Origin of the sequence: Streptomyces mutomycini (assembly GCF_001700505.1) — a bacterium.
Taxonomy (GTDB): domain Bacteria; phylum Actinomycetota; class Actinomycetes; order Streptomycetales; family Streptomycetaceae; genus Streptomyces; species Streptomyces mutomycini.
In genome coordinates, this window is sequence record NZ_MAPV01000211.1 from 1 (window position 1) to 22,772 (window position 22,772).

At 71.3% G+C, this 22,772-nt stretch carries 20 protein-coding genes; 10 read left to right on the plus strand and 10 right to left on the minus strand.

Going from position 1 to position 22,772, the window contains the following annotated elements:
• The first annotated feature begins 362 nt into the window (after positions 1–362).
• A complete protein-coding gene (locus tag BFF76_RS26480; protein ID WP_065849202.1) occupies positions 363–3,191 on the plus strand; it encodes a penicillin acylase family protein in 2,829 nt (942 codons plus the stop codon).
• A gap of 65 nt (positions 3,192–3,256) precedes the next feature.
• On the opposite strand, the gene BFF76_RS26485 is transcribed toward BFF76_RS26480, so the two are convergent.
• A complete protein-coding gene (locus tag BFF76_RS26485; RefSeq protein WP_065849203.1) occupies positions 3,257–4,525 on the minus strand; it encodes an exo-beta-N-acetylmuramidase NamZ family protein in 1,269 nt (422 codons plus the stop codon).
• Positions 4,526–4,696: 171 nt separating this feature from the next.
• Here BFF76_RS26485 and BFF76_RS26490 point away from each other — a divergent pair, with 171 nt between their 5' ends.
• From BFF76_RS26490 to BFF76_RS26505, 4 genes are all read left to right on the plus strand, one after another.
• Positions 4,697–5,461 carry an SDR family oxidoreductase gene (locus BFF76_RS26490; protein ID WP_065849204.1) on the plus strand — a complete coding sequence of 255 codons (765 nt, stop codon included), beginning with the start codon at positions 4,697–4,699 and terminating at the stop codon, positions 5,459–5,461.
• Positions 5,458–7,125, plus strand: coding sequence for an AMP-binding protein (locus BFF76_RS26495; RefSeq protein ID WP_065849205.1), 1,668 nt, complete (start codon positions 5,458–5,460; stop codon positions 7,123–7,125). Before BFF76_RS26490 ends, BFF76_RS26495 begins: the two co-directional genes overlap by 4 nt.
• A gap of 38 nt (positions 7,126–7,163) precedes the next feature.
• On the plus strand, positions 7,164–7,757 hold the full coding sequence (locus tag BFF76_RS26500; protein ID WP_031099572.1) for a TetR/AcrR family transcriptional regulator: 594 nt from the start codon (positions 7,164–7,166) through the stop codon (positions 7,755–7,757).
• 385 nt (positions 7,758–8,142) lie between these two features.
• Positions 8,143–9,450: a M28 family metallopeptidase gene (locus tag BFF76_RS26505; protein WP_031099571.1), complete on the plus strand. Its 1,308-nt coding sequence runs from the start codon at positions 8,143–8,145 to the stop codon at positions 9,448–9,450.
• A gap of 43 nt (positions 9,451–9,493) precedes the next feature.
• On the opposite strand, the gene BFF76_RS26510 is transcribed toward BFF76_RS26505, so the two are convergent.
• A complete protein-coding gene (locus tag BFF76_RS26510) occupies positions 9,494–10,708 on the minus strand; it encodes an acyl-CoA dehydrogenase family protein (RefSeq protein WP_065849206.1) in 1,215 nt (404 codons plus the stop codon).
• Positions 10,709–10,715: 7 nt separating this feature from the next.
• The gene (locus tag BFF76_RS26515; protein WP_031099570.1) at positions 10,716–11,738 is read right to left on the minus strand and encodes a phosphotransferase family protein; all 1,023 of its coding nucleotides are present in this window, start codon (positions 11,736–11,738) and stop codon (positions 10,716–10,718) included.
• Between the two features lie 168 nt (positions 11,739–11,906).
• Here BFF76_RS26515 and BFF76_RS26520 point away from each other — a divergent pair, with 168 nt between their 5' ends.
• Positions 11,907–12,842 (plus strand): NADP-dependent oxidoreductase, encoded by a 936-nt coding sequence (locus BFF76_RS26520; protein ID WP_031099568.1) that lies wholly within the window; start codon positions 11,907–11,909, stop codon positions 12,840–12,842.
• Positions 12,843–12,856: 14 nt separating this feature from the next.
• Here the strand turns inward: BFF76_RS26520 and BFF76_RS26525 are convergent, their stop codons facing one another.
• The 4 genes from BFF76_RS26525 to BFF76_RS26540 are packed head-to-tail and all read right to left on the minus strand — an operon-like array spanning position 12,857 to position 14,991.
• The gene (locus BFF76_RS26525) at positions 12,857–13,168 is read right to left on the minus strand and encodes a DUF202 domain-containing protein (RefSeq protein WP_065849207.1); all 312 of its coding nucleotides are present in this window, start codon (positions 13,166–13,168) and stop codon (positions 12,857–12,859) included.
• Positions 13,165–13,560 (minus strand): YidH family protein, encoded by a 396-nt coding sequence (locus tag BFF76_RS26530; protein WP_031099564.1) that lies wholly within the window; start codon positions 13,558–13,560, stop codon positions 13,165–13,167. The genes BFF76_RS26525 and BFF76_RS26530 overlap by 4 nt, the downstream gene beginning before the upstream one ends.
• A complete protein-coding gene (locus BFF76_RS26535; RefSeq protein WP_031099561.1) occupies positions 13,557–14,087 on the minus strand; it encodes an NUDIX hydrolase in 531 nt (176 codons plus the stop codon). Before BFF76_RS26535 ends, BFF76_RS26530 begins: the two co-directional genes overlap by 4 nt.
• Positions 14,074–14,991 (minus strand): DMT family transporter, encoded by a 918-nt coding sequence (locus BFF76_RS26540; protein ID WP_065849214.1) that lies wholly within the window; start codon positions 14,989–14,991, stop codon positions 14,074–14,076. Before BFF76_RS26540 ends, BFF76_RS26535 begins: the two co-directional genes overlap by 14 nt.
• A gap of 145 nt (positions 14,992–15,136) precedes the next feature.
• Between BFF76_RS26540 and BFF76_RS26545 the strand changes: the two genes are divergently transcribed.
• Complete coding sequence (locus BFF76_RS26545) at positions 15,137–16,792, plus strand: FAD-binding dehydrogenase (RefSeq protein ID WP_031099557.1); 1,656 nt, start codon at positions 15,137–15,139, stop codon at positions 16,790–16,792.
• A gap of 46 nt (positions 16,793–16,838) precedes the next feature.
• Positions 16,839–17,294, plus strand: a complete 456-nt coding sequence (locus BFF76_RS26550) for a glutaredoxin domain-containing protein (RefSeq protein WP_065849208.1) — start codon at positions 16,839–16,841, stop codon at positions 17,292–17,294.
• 6 nt (positions 17,295–17,300) lie between these two features.
• On the opposite strand, the gene BFF76_RS26555 is transcribed toward BFF76_RS26550, so the two are convergent.
• Positions 17,301–17,726 carry an ASCH domain-containing protein gene (locus BFF76_RS26555; RefSeq protein ID WP_053930943.1) on the minus strand — a complete coding sequence of 142 codons (426 nt, stop codon included), beginning with the start codon at positions 17,724–17,726 and terminating at the stop codon, positions 17,301–17,303.
• 241 nt (positions 17,727–17,967) lie between these two features.
• Here BFF76_RS26555 and BFF76_RS26560 point away from each other — a divergent pair, with 241 nt between their 5' ends.
• Both BFF76_RS26560 and BFF76_RS26565 read left to right on the plus strand, forming a co-directional pair.
• Positions 17,968–18,930 carry a hypothetical protein gene (locus tag BFF76_RS26560; RefSeq protein WP_065849209.1) on the plus strand — a complete coding sequence of 321 codons (963 nt, stop codon included), beginning with the start codon at positions 17,968–17,970 and terminating at the stop codon, positions 18,928–18,930.
• A 35-nt stretch (positions 18,931–18,965) separates the two neighbouring features.
• On the plus strand, positions 18,966–20,537 hold the full coding sequence (locus tag BFF76_RS26565; protein WP_031099553.1) for an APC family permease: 1,572 nt from the start codon (positions 18,966–18,968) through the stop codon (positions 20,535–20,537).
• A 219-nt stretch (positions 20,538–20,756) separates the two neighbouring features.
• Here BFF76_RS26565 and BFF76_RS26570 read toward each other — a convergent pair whose 3' ends face one another.
• Positions 20,757–22,154 (minus strand): GntP family permease, encoded by a 1,398-nt coding sequence (locus BFF76_RS26570; RefSeq protein ID WP_031099548.1) that lies wholly within the window; start codon positions 22,152–22,154, stop codon positions 20,757–20,759.
• Between the two features lie 11 nt (positions 22,155–22,165).
• Positions 22,166–22,675, minus strand: coding sequence for a gluconokinase (locus BFF76_RS26575; RefSeq protein ID WP_031099546.1), 510 nt, complete (start codon positions 22,673–22,675; stop codon positions 22,166–22,168).
• Positions 22,676–22,772 lie beyond the last annotated feature (97 nt).

Here is a 22,772-nt window from a genome sequence, read left to right on the forward strand (position 1 = left end):
CCGGGCGCACAGGTGATCCCAGGTCGCCCGATGTCCGTAGGGGGCGAATCGTTCCAGGCATTTGCGCAGCGAGTACCGCCGCAAAGCCAGATCGCCCCGCGGATCGCGGACCTGTCTCGCAAGACTCCGGAAACCAGCCATGGCACTGCCACCTCCGTCGCTCGTACTTCGGCGTCAAGGGATGGACGTACGACTGCCCGATCTGGCTCCATCCATGGGTGAAATGCGTCCATTGGCTGAGACGGTCCACGTGGAACCCTGTGCAGGCGTGTGGTGATTCGGAAAAAGTGACTGATGTTCATCTTACCGACGGGACCTACCGCCAGTAACCTCCGGCGCATCGGCCACCCGGAGGAGCACGCATGCCCCCACGCACCCGCACGCTCAGAGCCGCCACAGTCGCGGCCGTCCTCGCTCTCGGTACGTCCCTGCTCGCCTCGGTCCCCGGTGCCGCAGCGGCGGAGCCGAAGCCCCTCGCCGTCACCGACCACTGCCGAAGTCAGTGCGCGGACATCCTGCCGCCCGGTGAGAACGGCAACGCCACGCTCGTCGAGATCCTCGGCAACAAGGCTTTCGGCACGCACCCCGCGCACAGCGACGACCAGCTCGACCGCTACAACGGCCTGGTCCCGGGTCACACGGGCCTCACCGACCAGAAGCTGACCGACTTCTTCAACGACGCCTCCTTCGGGGTCGCCGCCGACCAGGTCGAGTCCGTGACGAAGCCGCGCGACGACGTCACGATCACCCGTGACAAGAAGAGCGGCGTTCCCCACATCAAGGGCACCACCCGCTACGGCACCGAGTTCGGCGCCGGGTTCGCCGCCGGGCAGGACCGGCTGTGGCTCATGGACCTCTTCCGGCACATCGGGCGCGGCCAGCTGACCTCGTTCGCCGGGGGCGCCCTGGCCAACCAGGGGCTCGAGCAGCAGTTCTGGCCGCAGGCCCCGTACACCGAGGCGGATCTGGAGGCCCAGGTCGAACGGATCAGGACCACGGAGGGCGCGCGCGGCGAGCAGGCGATGGCCGACGCGCAGGCCTACGTCGACGGGATCAACGCCTACCGGGTGAAGTCGAAGAACGGCCGCTACTTCCCGGGCGAATACGTCCTCACCGGCAAGATCGACTCGATCACCAACGCGGGCGAGATCCAGCCGTTCAAAATGACCGACCTGATCTCGATCGCCTCGGTCGTCGGCGGGCAGTTCGGCGGGGGAGGCGGCGGTGAGGTCCAGGCCGCGCTCTCCCTGCTCGCGGCCCAGCAGAAGTACGGCGTCGAGGAGGGCACCCGCGTCTGGGAGTCGTTCCGCCAGCGCAACGACCCCGAGGCCGTCCTCACCGTCCACGACGGCACCTCGTTCCCGTACGCGGGCAAGCCCGACCGGGCCCGGGGGACCGCCCTCCCCGACGCGGGTTCCGTCACCCCGGAACCGCTGATACACGACCGCACCGGCTCGGCGGGCACGGACAGGAAGGCCCCGGTCGACGCGCCGGCCGCGCTCGAACCCCTCCAGGGCATGTACGACGACGGCGTGATCCCGGAGGGCTCGCTGCCCGGATCCGGTGACGGCGGCCAGAAGCGCGGGATGTCCAACGCCCTCCTGGTGTCCGGCAAGCACACCGCGAGCGGCAACCCGATCGCCGTCATGGGCCCCCAGACCGGCTACTTCGCACCCCAGCTGATGATGCTCCAGGAGCTGCAGGGCCCCGGCATCAGCGCCCGCGGCGTCTCCTTCGCCGGAGTCGGCATGTACATCCAGATGGGACGCGGCCAGGACTACGCCTGGAGTGCCACGTCGGCGGCCCAGGACATCACCGACACGTACGCCGTCGAGCTCTGCGAACCCGACGGCTCCGCCCCCACCAAGGACTCCACGCACTACCGTCACGACGGCGCCTGCACGGCCATGGAGAAGCTGGAGCGCACCAACTCCTGGAAGCCCACCGTCGCCGACTCCACCGCCGCGGGCTCCTACCGCATGCAGGTGTTCCGCACCGGCTACGGCATCGTGACCCACCGGGCCACGGTGGACGGCAAGCCGGTCGCGTACACCTCGCTGCGCACCACCTACCGCCACGAGGCCGACTCGATCATCGGCTTCCAGCTGCTCAACGACCCGGCGTACGTGACGGACGCCGCGTCCTTCCAGCAGGCGGCGAGCCACATCGACTACGCCTTCAACTGGTTCTACGCCGACTCACGCACCACGGCCTACTACAACAGCGGCATGAACCCGGTGCGCGCGGCCGGGGTGGACGCCGCACTGCCCGTCAGGGCCGAGAAGGCGTACGAGTGGCGGGGCTACGACCCGGCGGCGAACACCACCGACTACACCCCGTTCGCCGAGCACCCGCACTCCAGCGGCCAGGACTACTACATCTCCTGGAACAACCGTCAGGCCGAGGACTACTCCACGGCCGCGTTCGGCTTCGGCGCGGTGCACCGCGGTGACCTGCTCGACGACCGGGTGTCCGCACTCGTCGAGGAGGGCGGCGTGACCCGCGCCTCCCTCACCCGCGCCATGGCGGAGGCGGCCCTGACCGACCTCCGGGGCGAGCAGCTGCTGCCCGAGCTCCTGAAGGTGCTGCGCTCCCAGCCGGTCACCGACCCGGCGCTCGACGCGGTGGTCCAGCAGCTCGACTCGTGGCGGGCCGCCGGCGCGCAGCGCAAGGAGACCAGCCAGGGGTCGCACACCTACACGCACGCCGACGCCGTACGGATCATGGACGCGTGGTGGCCGAAGCTGATCGAGGCGGAGTTCCGGCCCGGTCTGGGCGACGGCCTCTACACGGCACTGACCGCGAACCTGGCCACCGACGAGTCCCCGGCGGCCAGCCACGGGCCGAGCGGGGCGCACAGCGGCTCCGCGTTCCAGTACGGCTGGTGGGGCTTCGCCGACAAGGACCTGCGCCAGGTCCTCGGACAGCCGGTCAAGGGGCCGCTGGCGAAGACGTACTGCGGCAACGGCGATCTGAGCGCCTGCCGTTCCGCGCTGCTGACCACGCTGAAGGAGGCGGCCGCCGTACCCGCGACCACGGTCTACCCGGGTGACGACAGCTGCAAGGCCGGTGAGCAGTGGTGCACCGACGCGATCGTCCACCGCCCGCTGGGCGGGATATCGCAGAAGTCGATCCACTGGCAGAACCGGCCGACCTACCAGCAGGTCGTGGAGTTCCCCTCGCACCGCTGAACCCACCCGCGAACGTCGGACGGGCCGGTCTCCCCGGTCCGTCCGGCGGTTCGCGCGCCCCGGCGTCAGCGGTACAGCAGATGGTTCCTCCGTACCTTCCGGAACGCCGCGAGGTCGGCCTCCCAGGCGCCCACCACCTCGTCCGTGTCCGCCCCCGCGTCGATCATCGTGCGGACCCGGGTGTTGCCCGTGAGCTTGTCGATCCAGTTGTCCGGACGCCAGGCGAACCCGCTCCACGTCCGCTTCGCCGTGACCAGCAGCGCGATTCCGGTGCGTACGGGGTCGAAGACCTCCCGGTCCTGGACGTGCACCTGCACCCCGCCCACCGTCTTCCCCTGGAACTTGGAGAACACGGGGGCGAAGTACGCCTCACGGAAGGCGACGCCGGGCAGGTCCAGGCCGTTCGCGGCCGCCGCCCAGCGATGGTCGATGCCCTCCGCGCCCAGGAGTTCGAACGGCCGTGTCGTTCCCCGGCCCTCGGAGAGGTTCGTCCCCTCGAACAGGCACGTCCCGGAGTAGACCACCGCCGTCTCCGGCGTCGGCATGTTGGGGCTCGGCGGTACCCACGGCAGGCCCGTCGCGTCGAAGAAGTCCCTGCGCCGCCATCCCGACATCTTCACGACGTCCAGCTCCACCGGCCCGTCCGCCAGGAACTCCGCGTTGAAGAGCAGCGCGAGCTCCGCCACCGTCATGCCGTGTGCCTGCGAGATCTCCCTGCGTCCCACGAAGGTCGCGAAGGCCGGATCGAGCACCGGGCCGAGCGCCGCCCGCCCGGTCACCGGGTTCGGCCGGTCCAGGACGACGAGCCGCTTCCCCGCGAGCGCCGCCGCCTCCATGCAGTCGTACAGGGTCCAGATGTACGTGTAGAACCGGGAGCCCGCGTCCTGGATGTCGAAGACCACCGTGTCGACGCCCGATGCCGTGAAGACGTCTGCCAGCGGCTGCCCGCTCTTCAGATAGGTGTCGTAGACCGGCAGCCCGGTCGCGGGGTCGTCGTAGCGGCCCTCCGAGCCGCCCGCCTGCGCGGTACCCCGGAAGCCGTGCTCGGGGCCGAAGACCGCGGTCAGGTCCACCCGCTCGTCGGGGTGCATCACGTCGACGATGTGCCGCACGTCGGCGGTGATCCCGGTCGGGTTGGTGACGACACCCACCTTCTGCCCGGCCAGCAGCCCGTACCCGTCGGCGGCCAGCCGGTCGAAGCCGGTACGGACCCGGGCGTGCCCGGCCCCCTGGCCCTGCCCGGCGGCCATGGCCGTTCCGGTGCCGGCGGCGGTCGTAGCGAGGGCTCCCATCGCACCGCCCGCAGCCAGCAAACCACGCCTGGAAAGGGTCATTCCGCTACCTCCATGATCGCGTCCACTGTCATGGCCACGCACGCTAGCGCGGGTGCGGGCCGCACGGAACGGCCACGACTGGGCAGATTCCCAGTCCTGCCCCGAACCCCTTCCCCGATCACATACCGACTGGTTAGTCTGCCGGGGAGACGGCGGAGAGAGGCGGGACCGATGAGTACGGTGCAGGGCGCTGGCGTAGTGGTGACGGGAGCCGGAGGCGGCATCGGGGCGGCCCTTGCCCGCAGATTCGCCGCCGAGGGCGCCAGGGTCGTCGTCAACGACCTCGACGCCGGCCGGATCGAGGCGCTCGCCGGGGAGATCGGCGGCACCGTGGTCGCCGGTGACGCCTCGGAGATCGTGGACGCCGCGCGCGACGCGCTCGACGGCAGGGTGGACGTCTACTGCGCCAACGCCGGCCTCGCCTCGGGCGGCGACGCCTTCGCCGAGGAGGACGTCTGGGCCGCGGCCTGGGACGTCAACGTCATGTCGCACGTCCGCGCGGCCAGGGCACTGCTGCCGGACTGGCTGGAGCGCGGCAGCGGCCGCTTCGTTTCGACCGCGTCGGCGGCCGGGCTGCTGACGATGATCGGCGCCGCCCCGTACAGCGTCACCAAGCACGGCGCCGTGGCCTTCGCCGAGTGGCTCTCGCTGACCTACCGGCACCGCGGCGTCAAGGTGCACGCGATCTGCCCCCAGGGCGTGCGTACGGACATGCTGACGGCTGCCGGATCGGCGGGCGAACTGGTGCTCGCCCCCACCGCGATCGAGCCGGAGGCCGTCGCCGACGCCCTGTTCGACGCCATGGACCAGGACCGCTTCATGGTCCTGCCGCACCCCGAGGTGGCCGGCTACTACCGCGCCCGCGCCAAGGACCCCGACCACTGGATCGGCAGCATGAACCACCTGCAGCAGAAGTGGGAGGAATCCGGCGCATGACCGAGTCGATCTATGCGGCCAGGCCCTGGACCGCCCTGCTCAGCGAGGCGCAGCTCGCCCCGGTCCATCCGGCCGAGACCATGGTGCACGCCTTCAGGGCGGCCGTCGGCAGGTCCCCGGACCACACCGCGCTCGCCTACTTCGACGGACGGCTCACCTACCGCGAGACCGACGAGCTGTCCGACTCCGTGGCCGGGCACCTCGCGGCCGAAGGGCTGGAGCGCGGCGACCGGGTCGCGATCATGCTGCAGAACACCCCGCACTTCGTGCTCGCCCTGTTCGGTGCCTGGAAGGCCGGCGCGACCGTCGTCCCCCTCAACCCGATGTACAAGTCCGGCGAGGTCGGGCACGTGCTGAAGGACGCTGAGGTCAGCGCGCTGATCTGCTCCGACCGGGCCTGGGAGTCGTATCTGCGGGCCACCGCCGAGGCCGCCCCGAGCGTGAGGACCGTGGTCACCGCCTGCGAGCTCGACCTCCAGTCGGCCGACGACCCGCGCGTGCTCGGCTTCGAGCGGCTCCCCGCGCCCGGCGCGGACGACTGGGCCTCGGACCTGGTGGCGGTCGCCCGGCGCGGTCTGGCCGCCCCCGGCGGCCGGGAGCTCACCGCCGCGGACACCGCCCTGATCAGCTACACCTCCGGGACGAGCGGCACGCCCAAGGGGGCCATGAACTCCCAGGGCAACATCATGGTCAACGCAGAGCGGCAGCGGGCCGGCCACCACATCGGCGAGGGCTCGGCCTACTTCGCGCTGGCTCCGCTCTTCCATATCACCGGCATGGTGTGCCAGCTCGCCACATGCGTCGCCAACGCGGGCACCCTGGTCCTCTCCTACCGCTTCGAGGCGGGCGTCGTCCTGGAGGCCTTCGCGCGACACCGTCCGGCCTACACCGTGGGCCCGTCGACCGCCTTCATGGCGCTCGCGGCGCACCCCGGCGCCACCCGGGAGCACTTCACCTCCTTCCAGGTGATCTCCTCCGGCGGCGCTCCGCTGCCGCCGGCGCTCGTGGAGAGGTTCCGCGAGGACTTCGGCCCGTACATCCGCAACGGCTACGGACTCACCGAGTGCACGGCGCCGTGCGCCTCCGTGCCGCCGGAGCACGAGGCACCCGTCGACCCCGTCTCCGCGACCCTGTCCGTCGGTGTCCCCGGACCCGACACCCTGGTGCGGATCATCGACGAGAAGGGCGACGACGTCCCCTTCGGCGAACACGGTGAGATCGCCGTACGCGGACCGCAGGTCGTCTCCGGCTACTGGAACCTGCCCGAGGCCACCGAGGCCACCTTCCCGGACGGGGAGCTGCGCACCGGGGACATCGGCTTCATGGACACGGCGGGCTGGCTCTACGTCGTGGACCGCAAGAAGGACATGATCAACGCCTCCGGCTTCAAGGTGTGGCCCCGCGAGGTCGAGGACGTCCTCTACACCCACCCGGCGGTGCGGGAGGCGGCGGTCGTCGGCGTGCCCGACGCCTACCGCGGCGAGACCGTCCGGGCCTACGTCAGCCTGCGGCCGGGCGCCGGGACGGAACCCGGCGAGCTGAGCGCGTACTGCAGGGAGCGGCTCGCCGCCTACAAGTATCCCCGCGAGGTGGAGATCCTGGCCGAACTCCCGAAGACGGCGAGTGGGAAGATCCTCAGGCGGGAACTGCGTTCCCCCCGTTAGAGCAGTTCACGCGCGGTACGAGAGGGCAGGTGGCGGCAATGGCCAAGGCGACGGACGGGAACGGCACACCCGTCCCCCAGAGGCTGCTGGCCGCCGCCACCCGGCTCTTCGCGGAGCACGGCTACGACCGCACCTCCGTCCAGGAGATCGTCGAGGCGGCGGGCGTCACCAAGGGCGCGCTCTACCACTACTTCGGCTCCAAGGAGGACCTCCTCCAGGAGGTCTACGCCCGGGTGCTGCGACTCCAGCAGGAGCGGCTCGACGCCTACGCCAACGCCGAGGCGCCGATCGAGCAGCGACTGCGTGACGCGGCGGCGGACGTGGTCGTGACGACCATCGAGAACCTCGACGACGCCTCCATCTTCTTCCGCTCCATGCACCACCTGAGCCCGGAGAAGAACAAGCAGGTGCGGATCGAGCGCCGCCGCTACCACGAACGCTTCCGGGCCCTGATCGAGGAGGGCCAGCGGGCGGGGGTCTTCTCCGAGGCGACCCCGGCCGACCTGGTCGTCGACTACCACTTCGGCTCCGTCCACCACCTGTCCACGTGGTACAGCCCTGACGGTCCGCTCAGCCAGCAGGAGGTCGCGGACCACCTGGCCGACCTGCTGCTGAGGGCGCTGCGGCCCTGACGCCTTCGGCGGGCGGGGCGCTGGGCCCATGACTCCTTCGCGGGCGCCCGCCCCGCCGTCCGGGCCGGCCCGGCCGGCCCGGCGGCCCCGGTGAGGGGCTCCGCACGAGAGCCTCACCGGCCGTGAGGCCGGCAGCCGGCGACCGGGCCGGTGCCCCCGCCACGGCGGACCCGACGGGGAACCGTTCCAGCGGCACCGCGTGGCCCTCCGCCCCGACGCAGTCCGATTAACGGACAGTTGTGTCCGAAACCCACCCTTGACGGTACGCGGTCATCTCGTTGAGCATCGGTCTCGCACTCCGCACCGCCAGCTCCAGGCCCCGTCCGAGCACGGCCGGGGACCCCCGCACTTTCCGTCAGTCCCCGAACGGAACCGGAGCCCCCTCATGAGCCTTTCCCGTCTCAGATCCCTTCCCGTAGCGGCTCTCGCCGCCGCGGCCCTCCTGGCGACCGCCGCCCCGGCGGTCCAGGCCGCCCCCGCAGCCGCCGTGGCGGCCCCGGACATCCCGCTCGCCAACGTCAAGGCGCACCTCACCCAGCTCCAGTCGATCGCCACCGCCAACGGCGGCAACAGGGCCCACGGCAGGGCCGGTTACAAGGCGTCCATCGACTACGTGAAGGCCAAGCTGGACGCGGCCGGATACACCACGGCGCTCCAGCAGTTCACCTCCGGCGGAGCCACCGGCTACAACCTGATAGCCGACTGGCCCGGCGGCGACCCGAACCAGGTCCTGATGGCCGGCTCCCACCTCGACTCGGTGACCTCCGGCGCCGGCATCAACGACAACGGCTCCGGCTCCGCCGCCGTACTCGAAACGGCCCTCGCGGTCTCCCGGGCACAGCTGGCCCCTGACAAGCACCTGCGCTTCGCCTGGTGGGGCGCCGAGGAGCTGGGGCTCGTCGGATCGAAGTACTACGTCAACAGCCTGGCCTCCACCGAGCGCGCCAAGCTCGCCGGCTACCTCAACTTCGACATGATCGGCTCGCCCAACGCCGGCTACTTCGTCTACGACGACGACCCGGTCATCGAGCAGACCTTCAAGGACTACTACGCCGGCCTGTCCATTCCCACGGAGATAGAGACCGAGGGCGACGGCCGTTCCGACCACGCCCCGTTCAAGAGCGCGGGCGTGCCGGTCGGCGGACTGTTCAGCGGGGCGAGCAACACGAAGTCGAGCGCGCAGGCCCAGAAGTGGGGCGGCACCGCGGGGCAGTCCTTCGACCGCTGCTACCACTCGTCCTGCGACACGACCGCGAACATCAACGACACCGCGCTGGACCGCAACAGCGATGCCGTCGCGCACGCGGTCTGGACCCTGTCCGCCGGGACGGTCACCCCGCCGACCGGGACGGTGTTCAGCAACGCCGCGGACGTCTCCGTACCGGACAACGGGGCCGCGGTGACCTCGTCGGTCGCGGTCACCGGCCGTACGGGCAACGCCCCGTCCACCCTCAAGGCGGCCGTGGACATCAAGCACACCTACCGCGGTGACCTCGTCGTCGACCTGCTCGCACCCGACGGCACCGCGTACCGGCTGAAGAACTCCAGCAGCAGCGACTCCGCCGACAACGTGATCGCGACCTACACGGTCAACGCGTCCGCCGAGACGGCCAACGGAACCTGGAAGCTCCAGGTGCGGGACGTCGCCGCGCAGGACACCGGCTACATCGACAGCTGGCAGCTCACCTTCTGACCGGCCGGGGAGGCGGCCAGCGGCGCGCCTCCCCGCACAGGTGTCAGAGGTACTTCTTGATCTCGCGCCGCGCCAGCGACCGCTGGTGCACCTCGTCCGGACCGTCCGCCAGCCGCAACGTCCGCGCCGACGCCCACAGTTCGGCCAGCGGGGAGTCCTGGCTGACCCCGCCGGCGCCGTACAGCTGCACGGCCTGGTCGAGGATCCGGACCACCGCGCGCGGCGTCGCGATCTTGATCGCCTGGATCTCGGTGTGCGCCCCGCGGTTGCCGACCGTGTCCATCAGCCAGGCGGTCTTCAGCACCAGCAGCCGCAGTTGCTCCACCGTCACCCGGGCGTCCGCGATCCAGTTCTGCACCACGCCCTGCTGGGCCAGCGGCTTGCCGAAGGCCGTACGCGCCACGGCCCGCCTGCACATCAGCTCGATCGCGCGCTCGGCCATGCCGATCAGCCGCATGCAGTGGTGGATCCGGCCCGGACCCAGCCGCGCCTGGGCGATGGCGAAGCCGCCACCCTCCTCGCCGATCAGATTCGCGGCGGGCACGCGCACGTCGGTGAACACGACCTCGGCGTGGCCGCCGTGGGAGTGGTCCTCGTAGCCGTACACCCGCATCGCGCGCCGCACCTCGAGGCCGGGGGTGTCACGCGGGACGAGGATCATGGACTGCTGGCGGCGGATGTCCTCGCCGTCCGGGTCCGTCTTGCCCATCACGATGAAGACCGCACAGTCCGGGTTCATCGCCCCGGAGATGTACCACTTGCGGCCGTTGATGACGTAGGAGTCACCGTCGCGGGCGATCCGCGTCTCGATGTTCGTCGCGTCCGACGAGGCCACGTCGGGCTCCGTCATCGCGAACGCCGAGCGGATCTCGCCGGCCAGCAGCGGCTCCAGCCACTGCTTCTTCTGCTCGTCCGAGCCGAACTGGGACAGCACCTCCATGTTCCCGGTGTCCGGGGCGGCGCAGTTCAGCGCGGTGGGTGCCAGGTGCGGGCTTCGGCCGGTGATCTCGGCCAGCGGGGCGTACTGGAGGTTCGTCAGCCCGGCCCCGTACTCCGCGTCGGGGAGGAAGAGGTTCCACAGGCCCTGCCTGCGTGCCTCCGCCTTGAGGTCCTCGGTGATCTGCGGGGTGTCCCAAGGCGAGGCGAGCCGCGCGCGCTGCTCCTCGGCGACCTCCTCGGACGGGTACACGTGCTCGTCCATGAACGTGAGCAGCCTGGTGCGCAGCTCTTCGGTACGGGCGTCGAATGCGAAGTCCACGGGGTGATCAGCCTTCCTGGAGGGTCGTGAGGCCGTGCGCGATGAAGACGGGGACCAGGTCGCCGATGCGGTCGAAGCCGGCGCCGACGGTCTGGCCCAGGGTGTAGCGGTAGTGGATGCCCTCCAGGATCACGGCGAGCTTGAACCACGCGAAGGCCGTGTACCAGGAGATGGCCGAGGTGTCTCGGCCTGAGCGGGCGGCATAGCGCTCGATCAGCTCGGCGGGGCCGGGATGGCCCGCGGCGCCGCTGGTGGTGGAGACGGGCGACTCGGGCAGATCCAGGTCGGAGCTGTACATCACGAGCAGGCCGAGGTCGGTCAGCGGATCGCCGAGCGTGGACATCTCCCAGTCCAGGACCGCCTTGATCCGGTCGTCCTGCCCGATCAGCACGTTGTCAAGGCGGTAGTCGCCGTGCACGACGGTGGGCGCGGGGGAGGCGGGGAGCTCCCGCCCGAGGGCGGCGTGCAGCTCGTCGATGCCGGCCAGTTCACGGTTGCGGGAGGCGTCCAGCTGCTTGCCCCAGCGCCGCAGCTGCCGGTCCAGGAAACCCTCCGGGCGCCCGAAGTCGGCCAGGCCGACGGCCGCCGGGTCCACGGCGTGCAGGTCCACCAGGGTGTCGACCAGTCCCAGGACGGCGGCCCTCGTACGCTCGGCGCCGAGCGGGGCGAGCTGCTCGGCCGTGCGGTAGGGAGTGCCCTCGACGTACTCCATGACGTAGAAGGGCGAGCCGATGACCGCCTCGTCCTCGCAGAGCAGGAGGGTTTCCGGCACCGGGACCGCCGTGGGGTGCAGCGCGCTGATCACCCGGTGCTCGCGCTTCATGTCGTGTGCGGTGGCGAGCACATGACCCAGCGGGGGTCTGCGCACGACCCACTTCCCGGAGCCGTCGGTGACGATGTAGGTGAGGTTCGAGCGTCCGCCCTCGATCACCCGGGCGTCGAGCGGTCCGTTCACCAGACCCGGCCGCTCACGGTCGAGATGCCCGCGCAGCAGGTCGAGATCGAGACCTGGCGGGTGGACTGGGCTCATGGGGCGCACCTCCGGGGCGGTTGGACGGTCGGCACCATGATGCCGACCAGTCGGTATGTCGTCCAGTCTCCGCCCGGAATCCGAGAGGTGATCTCCGGCTCGCTCCCCGCCCCGGCACGCGCCCCGGCCTGAGTTGCGGGGACCCCGGCCCGCGCCGATGGTCTAAGGATGAAGGCGATCAGCTACAGCAGCTACGGCTCGGCCGACGTACTGGAGTACGGCGAGCGGCCCGACCCGAAGGTCGGGCCGGACTCGGTCCTGGTGAAGGTGCGCGCCGCGGCCGTGAACCCCGTCGACTGGAAGGCCCGTGAGGGCTATCTCCAGGCGGGCCTGGAAGCCGTGTTCCCTGTCATCCCCGGCTGGGACGTCTCAGGCGTCGTGGTCCAGCCCGGCGCCGCCGTGGACGAGTTCGCGGTGGGGGACGAGGTCATCGGCTACGTCCGCGAGGACTTCCTCTCGCGCGGCACCTTCGCCGAGTACGTCGCCGCGCCCGTGCGCACCCTCGCCCGCAAGCCCCTGAGCCTGAGCTTCGAGGAGGCGGCCGGCCTTCCGCTGTGCGGTCTCACCGCGCACCAGGTGCTGTACCGCGTCCTGAAGGTCAGGGAGGGCGAGACCGTCCTCGTCCACGCGGCCGCCGGAGGGGTCGGTTCGCTCGCCGTCCAGCTCGCCCGGCACACGGGCTGCCGGGTCGTCGGCACGGCCGGGCCCCACAACCACGACTTCGTACGTCAGCTGGGCGGCGAACCCGTCGAGTACGGCGACGGGCTGGCGTCCCGCCTCCGGGAGCTGGTACCCGGCGGCTTCGACGCGGCGTTCGACACCGTCGGCGGGGAAGCGCTCCGCGTCTCCGCCGAGACCCTCGCCCCCGACGGCCGGCTGGCGTCCATCGCCGACGCCGAGGTCTTCTCCTACGGCGGGCGCTACGCCTTCGTGCGGCCCGACGCCGCGGACCTCGCCCACCTCGCCGAACTCGCCGAGCAGGGCATCGTCACCGTCCACGTGGACCGGGTCTTCACCCTGGAGCAGGCGGCGGACGCCTACCGGCTCAACCAGGAGGGCCGCACCCGGGGCAAGATCGTCGTCACGGTGGACCAGGAAGGCTGAACCGGCACGTCCGTTCAGAACAGGGTGGCCACGGCGAACACCGCGAGCGCGACCGTGCACCCTGCCGCCGCCAGGGCAAGGCGTGATGACAGCGGGGCGGGCTTCGCCGTCGTCATGCCCGTGACCCGGCGGTGCGCCACCGCGAGGAAGCCCAGCCAGGCCAGCAGGCTCAGGGCCACCGCGAGCACACCTGCCGCGGTGGCCCCGCCGTGCAGTGCCTGCCGGACGGCGAGCAGGGCCACCACCGTGCACGCCAGCGTGGTGCGGCGCCAGGCCAGCCGGGTCCGCTCGGGCTGCAGGCCGGGATCGCGCTCCGCGGTGGTCACCGCCCCTCCCAGCCGAACAGGACCACCACCACCATCACGACCGCCACCACGGCGACCACCAGGCCGAGCAGGGCGGGGAAGCGTGACACCGGCAGATCCTCCCCGCGCCGCATCGCACGCTCGCACCGTACCCAGTGGTTGACGGCGCGGAGCGCGCAGAGCACTCCGGCCGCCAGCAGCCCGAGGGCCAGGCCCGCGCGGATGCCCCAGGCCAGTCCCGGCAGGAACTGGTCGACGGCGAAACCGCCGCCGATGAGGGCGAGAGCCGTCCGGATCCAGGCCAGGAAGGTGCGCTCGTTGGCGAGGGAGAAACGGTAGTCCGGGGTGTCGCCCTCCTCGCGGATCCGCTCCGGGGCGAGCCACAGCCGCAGTCCTCGCACGAAATCGCTCATCCGGTGGCCCCCGTCCCGCCGCCGGCCCGGAAGTCCCGCAGCCGGCGGTACGCCTCCAGCCCGTCCGGCACCCACGTCCAGTCGTCCAGGCGCTCCTCCACCTCGGCGTCGGTGAGGAAGGTGTGCCAGTCGACCTCCTCGGCCTGGGGCCGCACGGGCAGTGGGCAGCGCACCTCGTACACGTACGACCACCAGCTGTGCGCGGGGCTCTCGTAGAGGTACTTGAAGAGCGGCGTGGGGCGGGGGAGGCCGAAGACCCCCAGCTCCTCCTCGGCCTCCCGCAGCGCCGCCACGTCGTACGGTTCGCCCGCGCCCACGACCCCGCCGACGAACATGTCGTAGTGCGAGGGGAAGACCAGCTTCGTGGCCGTCCTGCGGTGCACGAACAGCCGGCCCGCCGCGTCCCTGGCCTCGATGAAGACGCAGCGGTGGCGCAGGCCCCGCTCCGTCGCCTCGCCGCGGGGCGCCTGCCCGACGACCACGTCGTTCTCGTCGACAATGTCAAGGATCTCGTCAGCCGGATTCATGGGGCCCATCCAACATGAGCCGGTCGGCCGCCGTGGACCCGTGCCGTTCCCTCCCCTCCGGCATCGCCGGGTGCAGCCCCAGCAGCACGATCCCGGCCACGATCGCCGCAAGCCCCACGGCCTGCCAGGCCAGGGCGCCCGAGTCGGTGCGCACCTGGTCACCGAGGAAGCCGATCCCGCAGGCGATCCCCGCCAGCGGCTGTGCCGCGGTCAGCGCCGGCAGCGACATCCGCAGCGGCCCCGCCTCGAACGCGCTCTGGACCAGGATCAGCCCGCTCACGCCCAGGACCAGGACGGCGTACGGCTGCCAGGAGGTCAGCAGCACAGCCCAGCCGCCGTCGCTCAGACGCTCTCCGCTGAGCCTGGTCAGGGCGTCCTGCAAGCCGTAGAGCAGTCCCGCCGCCAGACCGAGCAGGACGGGGGTCCCGCGGGTCCGCGGATGCCTGGCGCAGGCGGTGAGCAACAGCGCGAGCCCCGCCACGACACCGATCACCAGCCAGTGCCGCAACGGCGAGGACACCGACTCCCCGCCGCGCGGCTCGCCGGCCACCAGGAAGGCGGTGACACCGCCGGCCAGCAGGCAGAGCCCTCCCCAGCCCTGCCGGCCCAGCGACTGGCCCGTGCGGTAGCGCGACAGCCCCATCGCGAAGAGCAGGTTGGTCGCCAGGAGGGGCTCCACGACCGACACCTCGCCCTGGCCGAGAGCCAGCGCGCCCAGCACCATGCCGCAGACCATCAGGCCGATCCCGGCGAGCCAGCTCGGGACCCGCATCAGGTCGAGCAGCAGCCGGGGGGAGAGGAAGTCGCTCAGGGGCGCACGGCGGGCGGCGTCCTGCTGGAGGACGAAACCGAAGCCCAGGCAGCAGGCGGCGCCCACGGACAGCAGGAGTACCAGCACCGACACGTTCCGACGATAGCCCGGCAGCCGTACGGGACCGGTGAGGGCGCCACCGACCGGACGGTTGACGTGGGCGCGGCCCGTACCGAAGATCTGACTCACAAGTAACTTCACCCGCCGCCGCACCGCACCGCCCCGAAGGATGGAAGCCATGGCGTACGACGCTGATGTGATCGTGATCGGGGCAGGACTCGCGGGGCTGGTGGCCACCGCCGAGCTCGTCGAGGCGGGCCGCACGGTGATCCTGCTCGACCAGGAACCCGAGCAGTCCATCGGCGGCCAGGCCCACTGGTCCTTCGGCGGGCTCTTCCTCGTCGACTCGCCGGAACAGCGGCGGATGCGGATCAAGGACAGCCACGAGCTGGCCCTCCAGGACTGGTACGGCACGGCCGGCTTCGACCGCGACGAGGACCACTGGCCACGGCAATGGGCCGAGGCGTACGTCGACTTCGCCGCGGGGGAGAAGCGGTCCTGGCTGCACGCCCAGGGGCTGCGGCTCTTCCCCGTCGTCGGCTGGGCCGAACGCGGCGGCTACGACGCGAACGGCCACGGCAACTCCGTCCCCCGCTTCCACATCACCTGGGGCACCGGCCCCGGTGTCGTCGCCCCCTTCGAGCGGCGGGTCCGCGAGGGCATGGCGAAGGGCCTCGTCCAGGCGCGCTTCCGGCACCGGGTGACCGGCCTCGGCCGCTCGGCAGGCGCGGTCGACACGGTCACCGGGGAGATCCTCCAGGACAGCGCCGCCGAGCGGGGCACGGCGAGCAGCCGCGAGGTCACGGGCTCCTTCGAGCTCAGGGCCCAGGCCGTGATCGTCACCTCCGGGGGCATCGGAGGCAACCACGACCTCGTGCGCGCCCAGTGGCCGGAGCGGCTGGGCACGCCGCCCGCGAAGATGCTCTCCGGGGTCCCCGCCCACGTCGACGGACTGATGCTCGGCATCGCCGAGAAGGCGGGCGCCCACCACATCAACCGCGACCGGATGTGGCACTACACCGAGGGCATCGAGAACTGGAACCCGATCTGGGACAAGCACGGCATCCGCATCCTGCCCGGCCCGTCCTCCCTCTGGCTGGACGCCCGCGGCAAGCGGCTGCCGGTCCCGCTCTTCCCGGGCTTCGACACCCTGGGAACCCTCGAACACATCATGCGGTCCGGCTACGGCTACACCTGGTTCGTCCTCGACCAGAAGATCATCGGCAAGGAGTTCGCGCTCTCCGGCTCCGAGCAGAACCCGGACCTGACGGGGAAGTCGGTGCGCGACGTGATCGGCAGGGCGCGCGCCGACGTCCCGGGGCCCGTGAAGGCGTTCATGGACAAGGGGGTGGACTTCGTCGTCGAGAAGGACCTCGGGGCGCTCGTACGGGGGATGAACGCGCTCACCGGTGAAGGCCTCATCGACGAGGACGCCCTGCGCCGCGAGATCACGGCCCGCGACCGTGAGATCGCCAACCCCTTCACCAAGGACCTCCAGATCACGGCGGTCAACGGAGCCCGCTCCTATCTGGGCGACAAGCTGATCCGCACGGCGAAGCCGCACCGCATCCTCGACCCGGCCGCGGGCCCGCTCATCGCCGTACGGCTCAACATCCTGACCCGTAAATCGCTCGGGGGCCTGGAGACGGACCTGTCCTCCCGCGTCCTGACCGAGGACGGCACCCCGCTGCCCGGGGTCTACGCGGCGGGGGAGGCGTCGGGTTTCGGCGGCGGCGGGGTCCACGGCTACCGCTCGCTGGAGGGCACGTTCCTCGGCGGCTGCATCTTCTCGGGCCGGACGGCTGGCCGGGCGGCGGCGAAGGCCATCGGCTGAAACCCCGGCGCGGGACCGCCGGTCCGCCGGACCCCCGCCCGGTAACCTGCGACCCACGACACGCGCCTGGATCCTGCCGGTCCTGTTGACGGTCAGCGGCTCACTCGTCGCCGCGGCGTCGGTCCTCAGGGGATCCACCGGGGCGGCCGCCGCACTCCTGCTCCCGTTCGTCCTGCTCGCTGCCCTGAACTCGCCACTGGCGTTCCCCCGGTCGATCGGCGCGGCCGAGGCTCTGCGCCGGAGCGCGGCCGACGGAAGGCCGGTCGTCTACTGGCGTGCGGGCTGCGGCTACTGCCTGCGTCTGCGGTTCCGGCTGGGCCGCGGCGCCCGGCAGCTGCACTGGGTCGACATCTGGCGCGATCCGGCGGGGGCGGCGGCGGTGAGGGCGGCCACCGACGGCGACGAGACCGTGCCGACCGTCGTGGTGGCGGGCCGGCCGCACGTCAACCCGGATCCCGCGTGGCTGCGCGGACAGCTGCCGCCGCCCGTCCGAGAAATCTGACGAGAGTCAGGCGAGCGGCCCGACCACCCGGAAGCGCTCCGCGACGATCATCGTGTCGTCGTCCACGGTGAAGTGCGGGTCTCTCAGCGCCTCCCGCATCTCCTCGCTGTGCCAGAACCTCTCGTGTCCCGCCCGCCACTCGGCCACCGAGGTGTAGCCCTCGCCCTCGTCCAGCGCGTGCTGCAGTCCGACCGACCCGAGGGGCAGGACCCGGACATCCGTCAGTTCGACCACGGCGACCTCCCGGCCGTCGGAGTCGATGAGCGCGGACCGCTCGCCCACCGGCGGGAGTTCCTCCCGCTCCACCTCGTACTCCAGGAGCAGTCCGGAGGTGCAGACCTTCTCGCCCGAGAGCACGGCCGCTACGAGCCTGTCGCGCAGAGGCCCGGGAAACGCGAGAAGGAAGGGCTTGAGCGGTTCACGGTTCTCCATGACGGCAGTGTGGCACGCGTCACGCCTTCCCCACCCGTCACTCCGGTGGACGGCTCGCGAGCTGCGTGAATGGTTCACACCACTGGTGAGGACCCGTAACCGCGTGGTGGGTGGGCGCGGTTGAGGCAGGGCTGCCCTTGACTGGGACCGTTGCCTACCGCTTTGCTGTGCGCGATCGTTTGCTCGCACACAGCATCGAAATGCGCGGGCTTCATGCCGAAGTCGAGAAGGAAGCCTGCGGATGTCTCCGCCTCCGCCACCCCTGGGCCGTCCCCGCCGTAAGGGCGGACGCCCGGGTCACATCTTCGACTTGGCGCTCGACGACGGCGAACTCAGCGACGTACGAGTGCAGTTCGCCCAGGGGCGCTGGACCAGGGCCCGCTCCCTGCTCGTCGCCACCGGCACCGACTGGGACCGCCGCGGCCATCGCCTGCTCGCTCTCGCCGCCGTACCGTCCGCCGCGGGCTGGGCCAGTGACTGGCTGCTGGCCGAACCCGGCAGCGCGGACGCCACGACACTCCTCGCCTGCGCCACCGTCGCCCGCGCCCAGCACCCCAAGGCCGACGCCCGTACACGCGACCGGGCGCGCGAGGCGTGCCTGGCCGCAGCACGGCTCGACCCCGCCGACCCCACCCCCTGGCTCGGCCTCATGACGCTGGAGCGCACACACGGCAGCCACGAGGAGGCCGCCAGGCACTTCGAGGAGATCCACGCCCGCCACCCCGAACACCACCACGCCCACCACCTCATGACCGCCGGTCTGGCCGAGGCGCACCCGGAGAGCGACCCGCTCCACGAGGTGTACGACTTCGCCGCATGGGCCGCCGAACAGGCCCCGGCGGATTCACCGCTCGCCGTACTCCCCGTCGTGGCCCACGCCGAGCGCTACCGCGTGCTGGTCGCGGCCGGCGCCGTGCCGGACGATCCGGCGGCCTCGGGCCACTGGTCGGGACGCCGGGCCAGACAGGTGATGAAGGCCGCCTTCGACTGGTGGCTCGAATGGGAGCGCGAGGACCACCCCCGCCACCGCGCCGACCTCAACTTCCTGGCCCACGCCAAGACCTGCGAGGGCCGCCCCGCCGAGGCCGCCGCGCTGTTCCACCGCATAGGCCGCCATGCGACCGAAGCCCCGTGGTCGTACGCCGGCCGCGACCCGTACCCCGAATTCCTCGCCGCGCGCACCCTCGCGCTCGGCGCACCCTGACGCACGTAGTCATAGACGAAGGGACCACCCCCGCCATGTCGACGGGCAGAACAGATACGAGTGGGACCGGCACCGCCGGGGCAGCCGGCGACACCGGCGGGATCAACACCTACAAGGGTGAGGATCGCGCGCTGCGCGCGGACCGGCTCGGCACCACCGGGCTGCTCCTGTCCGTCCTCGCGGCCAGCGCCCCCCTCATGGTCGTCGCCGGGGTCATGCCCACGGTCTTCGGAGTGATGGGCATCGTCGGGCAGCCCCTGCTCTACGTCATCCTCGGCAGCGTCCTGATGCTGTTCGGCTTCGGCTACGCGGAGATGAGCCGGCACGTCCACAACGCCGGGGCCTTCTACGCCTACATCGCACGCGGCCTCGGTCCCACGGCCGGCGCGGGTGCCTCGCTCGTCGCGCTGGTCGCGTACAGCGCGATGCAGGTCGGCATCTACGGCATCCTCGGCTTCGAGGTCTCGGGCCTCTTCGCCACCTACCTCGACATCGAACTCCAGTGGTGGATCCCCGCCGTGGTCTCCGTGGCCGTCGTCGGCGTGCTGGGCTGGCTGAAGATCGACCTCAACGCCAAGGTCCTCGGCGTACTGCTCGTCGTCGAGTGCGCACTCGTCGTGATCTTCGACATCGCCGCCGTCGCCGAGCCCGGCCCGGAGGGCCTCTCCCTGCACGCGTTCAACCCCGAGACCCTCACCGGCGCGGGCCTGGGCACCGCGCTCTGCTTCTGCATCGCCGCGTTCGTCGGCTTCGAACAGGCCCCGGTGTACGCGGAGGAGACCAGCCGTCCCCAGATCGTCGTCTCGCGCGTGATGTTCCTCGCCGTCGGCTACGCCGCCCTGTTCCTCGCCGTCAGCTCCTGGGCCCTCACGGTCGCCGCCGGTCCCTCCTCCATCGCCGACACCTCCCTCAAGGAGGGCCCGGGAATGCTCTTCGGACTCACCGAGGAGCGGCTCGGCGCCACCTTCACCGACGTCCTGCACGTCCTGTTCGTCACCGGCATGTTCGCCGCCCTGCTCAGCTTCCACAACGTCGTCGCCCGCTACGCGTTCGCCATGGGCAGGGAAGGGCTGCTGCCCGCCGGCTTCGGCCGGACCAGCAAGGCCAGCGGCGCTCCCGCCACCGGCTCCATGCTCCAGTCCGCGCTCTCCGTCGTGATCGTGCTCGCCTTCGCCCTCACCGACGACAACCCCGTCGGCGACCCCACCGCGCCCGTCCTGCACCTGTTCACCTGGATGGGCAACGTCGGCGCGCTCGGCGTCATCGTGCTGATGGCGGCGGCCTCCTTCGCCGTCATCGCGTTCTTCGTAAGGCGCGGCGCCGGCCGGGCCCAGGCGCCCCGCCTCGTCGCCTCCGGACTCGCGGGCTTGGCCCTGCTGGCCATCGCCGTCCTCACCGTCCGGGACTTCGACGTCCTGGTCGGCTCGGGCCCGGGCTCGACGCTGAACTGGCTGCTGCCCGGCGTCATCGTCCTGGCCCTCGCCGTCGGCCTGGTCCACGGCGCGGTGCTGCGCCGCACCAAGCCCGACGTCCACGCGAGGATCGGCCTCGGGAACGAGGCGTTCCAGCTGGAGAAGGCGGCGAAGGGCGAGGCCGCGCCGCGCTGAAACCAGGCGCAGACCACCCGCGGCCTGATGAAGGCCGGCCGCGGGTGGCCGACCGGCGTCGTCCTGGCCGGGCCACATGGCGAAGGCGCCCGCCCGGCCCGGAGGCACGCCGTGGCATGCGCACCGGGTCGGTCGAGCGCCTGTGGGCCCGTTCCCGGCACCCGTTGCGGCGGGAGCCGGGGGAGTGGCGCCGCTCGTGGCTGGGTCCGGGGGAGCCGGCTACAACACGAGCGACAGCAGGAGGATGAAGGCCAGCGAGACGATGGAGATGATCGTCTCCATCACCGACCAGGTCTTGATCGTCTGCGGGACGTCCATGCCGAAGTACTCCTTCACCAGCCAGAACCCGGCGTCGTTGACGTGGCTGAAGAAGAGCGAACCCGCACCGACCGCGAGGACGAGCAGCGCCGCGTGGGACGTGGACATGTCGGCGGCCAGCGGGGCGACCAGACCGGCCGCGGAGATGGTGGCCACGGTAGCCGAACCCGTCGCCAGCCGGATCGCGACGGCTATCAGCCAGCCGAGCAGCAGGGCGGGAATCGACCAGTTCTCGGAGAACTCCAGGATCATCTGGCCCACACCGGCGTCGATGAGGGTCTGCTTGAACCCGCCGCCCGCACCCACGATCAGGAGGATGCCCGCGATCGGGGCGAGGGACTTCTCGACGGTGCCGGCGAGACGGTCCTTGGTGAAGCCGGCCGCGCGGCCCAGGGTGAACATGCCGACGATGACGGCCGCGAGCAGCGCGATCAGCGGCGAGCCGATGACGTCGGTGACCCGCTGGACGTGGTTCTCCGGGTCGTCCACCACGATGTCGACGAGCGCCTTGACCAGCATCAGTACGACGGGCAGCAGGATCGTCGCCAGGGTCGCGCCGAAGCTCGGGCGGCGGTCCAGGTCCTCGGACGGGCGCTGCGGGATCATCTTCTCCGGCGCCTCGATGTCCACCCAGCGGGCGGCGTAGCGGGAGAAGACCGGGCCCGCGATGATCACGGTCGGGATGGCCACCAGCACACCGAGGGCCAGTGTGACGCCCAGGTTGGCGCCGAGGGCGTCGATCGCCACCAGCGGACCGGGGTGCGGGGGGATCAGCCCGTGCATCACGGACAGACCCGCGAGCGCGGGGATGCCGATCCGCATGAGGGAGTAGTTGCCGCGCTTGGCGACGAGCAGCACCACCGGAATCATCAGGACGATTCCGACCTCGAAGAACAGCGGAAGCCCGATGATCGAGGCGATCAGGACCATTGCCCACGGCATGGCCCGCCCGCTCGCCTTCGCGAGGATCGTGTCGACGATCTGGTCGGCGCCGCCGGAGTCCGCGAGGAGCTTGCCCAGGATGGCGCCCAGGGCGATGAGGACACCGACCCCCGCGACGGTCGAACCGAGGCCCGCGGTGAAGCTGGTGATCGTCTTCGCCGGGTTGGCCCCGGCGAACGAACCGAGCGCGAGGGAGCCGATGGTCAACGCGAGGAACGCGTGCATCTTGAGCTTGGTGATGAGCAGGACGATGACGGCGATGCCCGCCAGTACGGCGATGCCCAGCTGTGCGTTGCCGGCCGAAGTGATGGGTTCGACGGCGTCCGCTGCCAACATCTCGACGCTGAGACTGGTCACGGTGGTGATCCTTAGTTCGCGAGCCGGCGCAGCGCGGCGACGGCTCGGTCGGTGATTTCCTCGGGGGTGCCGGACACGTCGACGGAGACCCCCGCCTCGTCCGCCTGCAGCGGCTGGAGGGTCGCGAACTGGGAGTCCAGCAGCGCGGTCGGCATGAAGTGGCCCTTGCGATCCGCCATGCGGCGCTCGATGAGCGCCCGGTCGCCGGTCAGATGCAGGAAGACGGCATCGGGGGCCTCGGCACGCAGCCGGTCGCGGTAGGCGCGCTTGAGCGCCGAACTGCTGACGACACCGCCGAGACCCGCCCGGCCGTGTGCCCACTGCCCGATGGCGTCGAGCCACGGCCAGCGGTCGTCGTCGTCCAGCGGCGTACCGGCGGACATCTTGGCGATGTTGGCCGGCGGGTGGAAGTCGTCGCCCTCGGCATAGGGGACGCCGAGTGCGTCGGCGAGCAGGGGGCCGATCGTGGTCTTGCCGGTCCCTGCTACGCCCATCACCACGACGACGTGGGGGGTGCTCATTGGTGCCTCGCTGTCTTCATCGACATCGGTCCGTCGCGCTACTGAAACCCATTACATACGACTTATTCAAGAGGCTGTGACATAAACGTCGTACTTT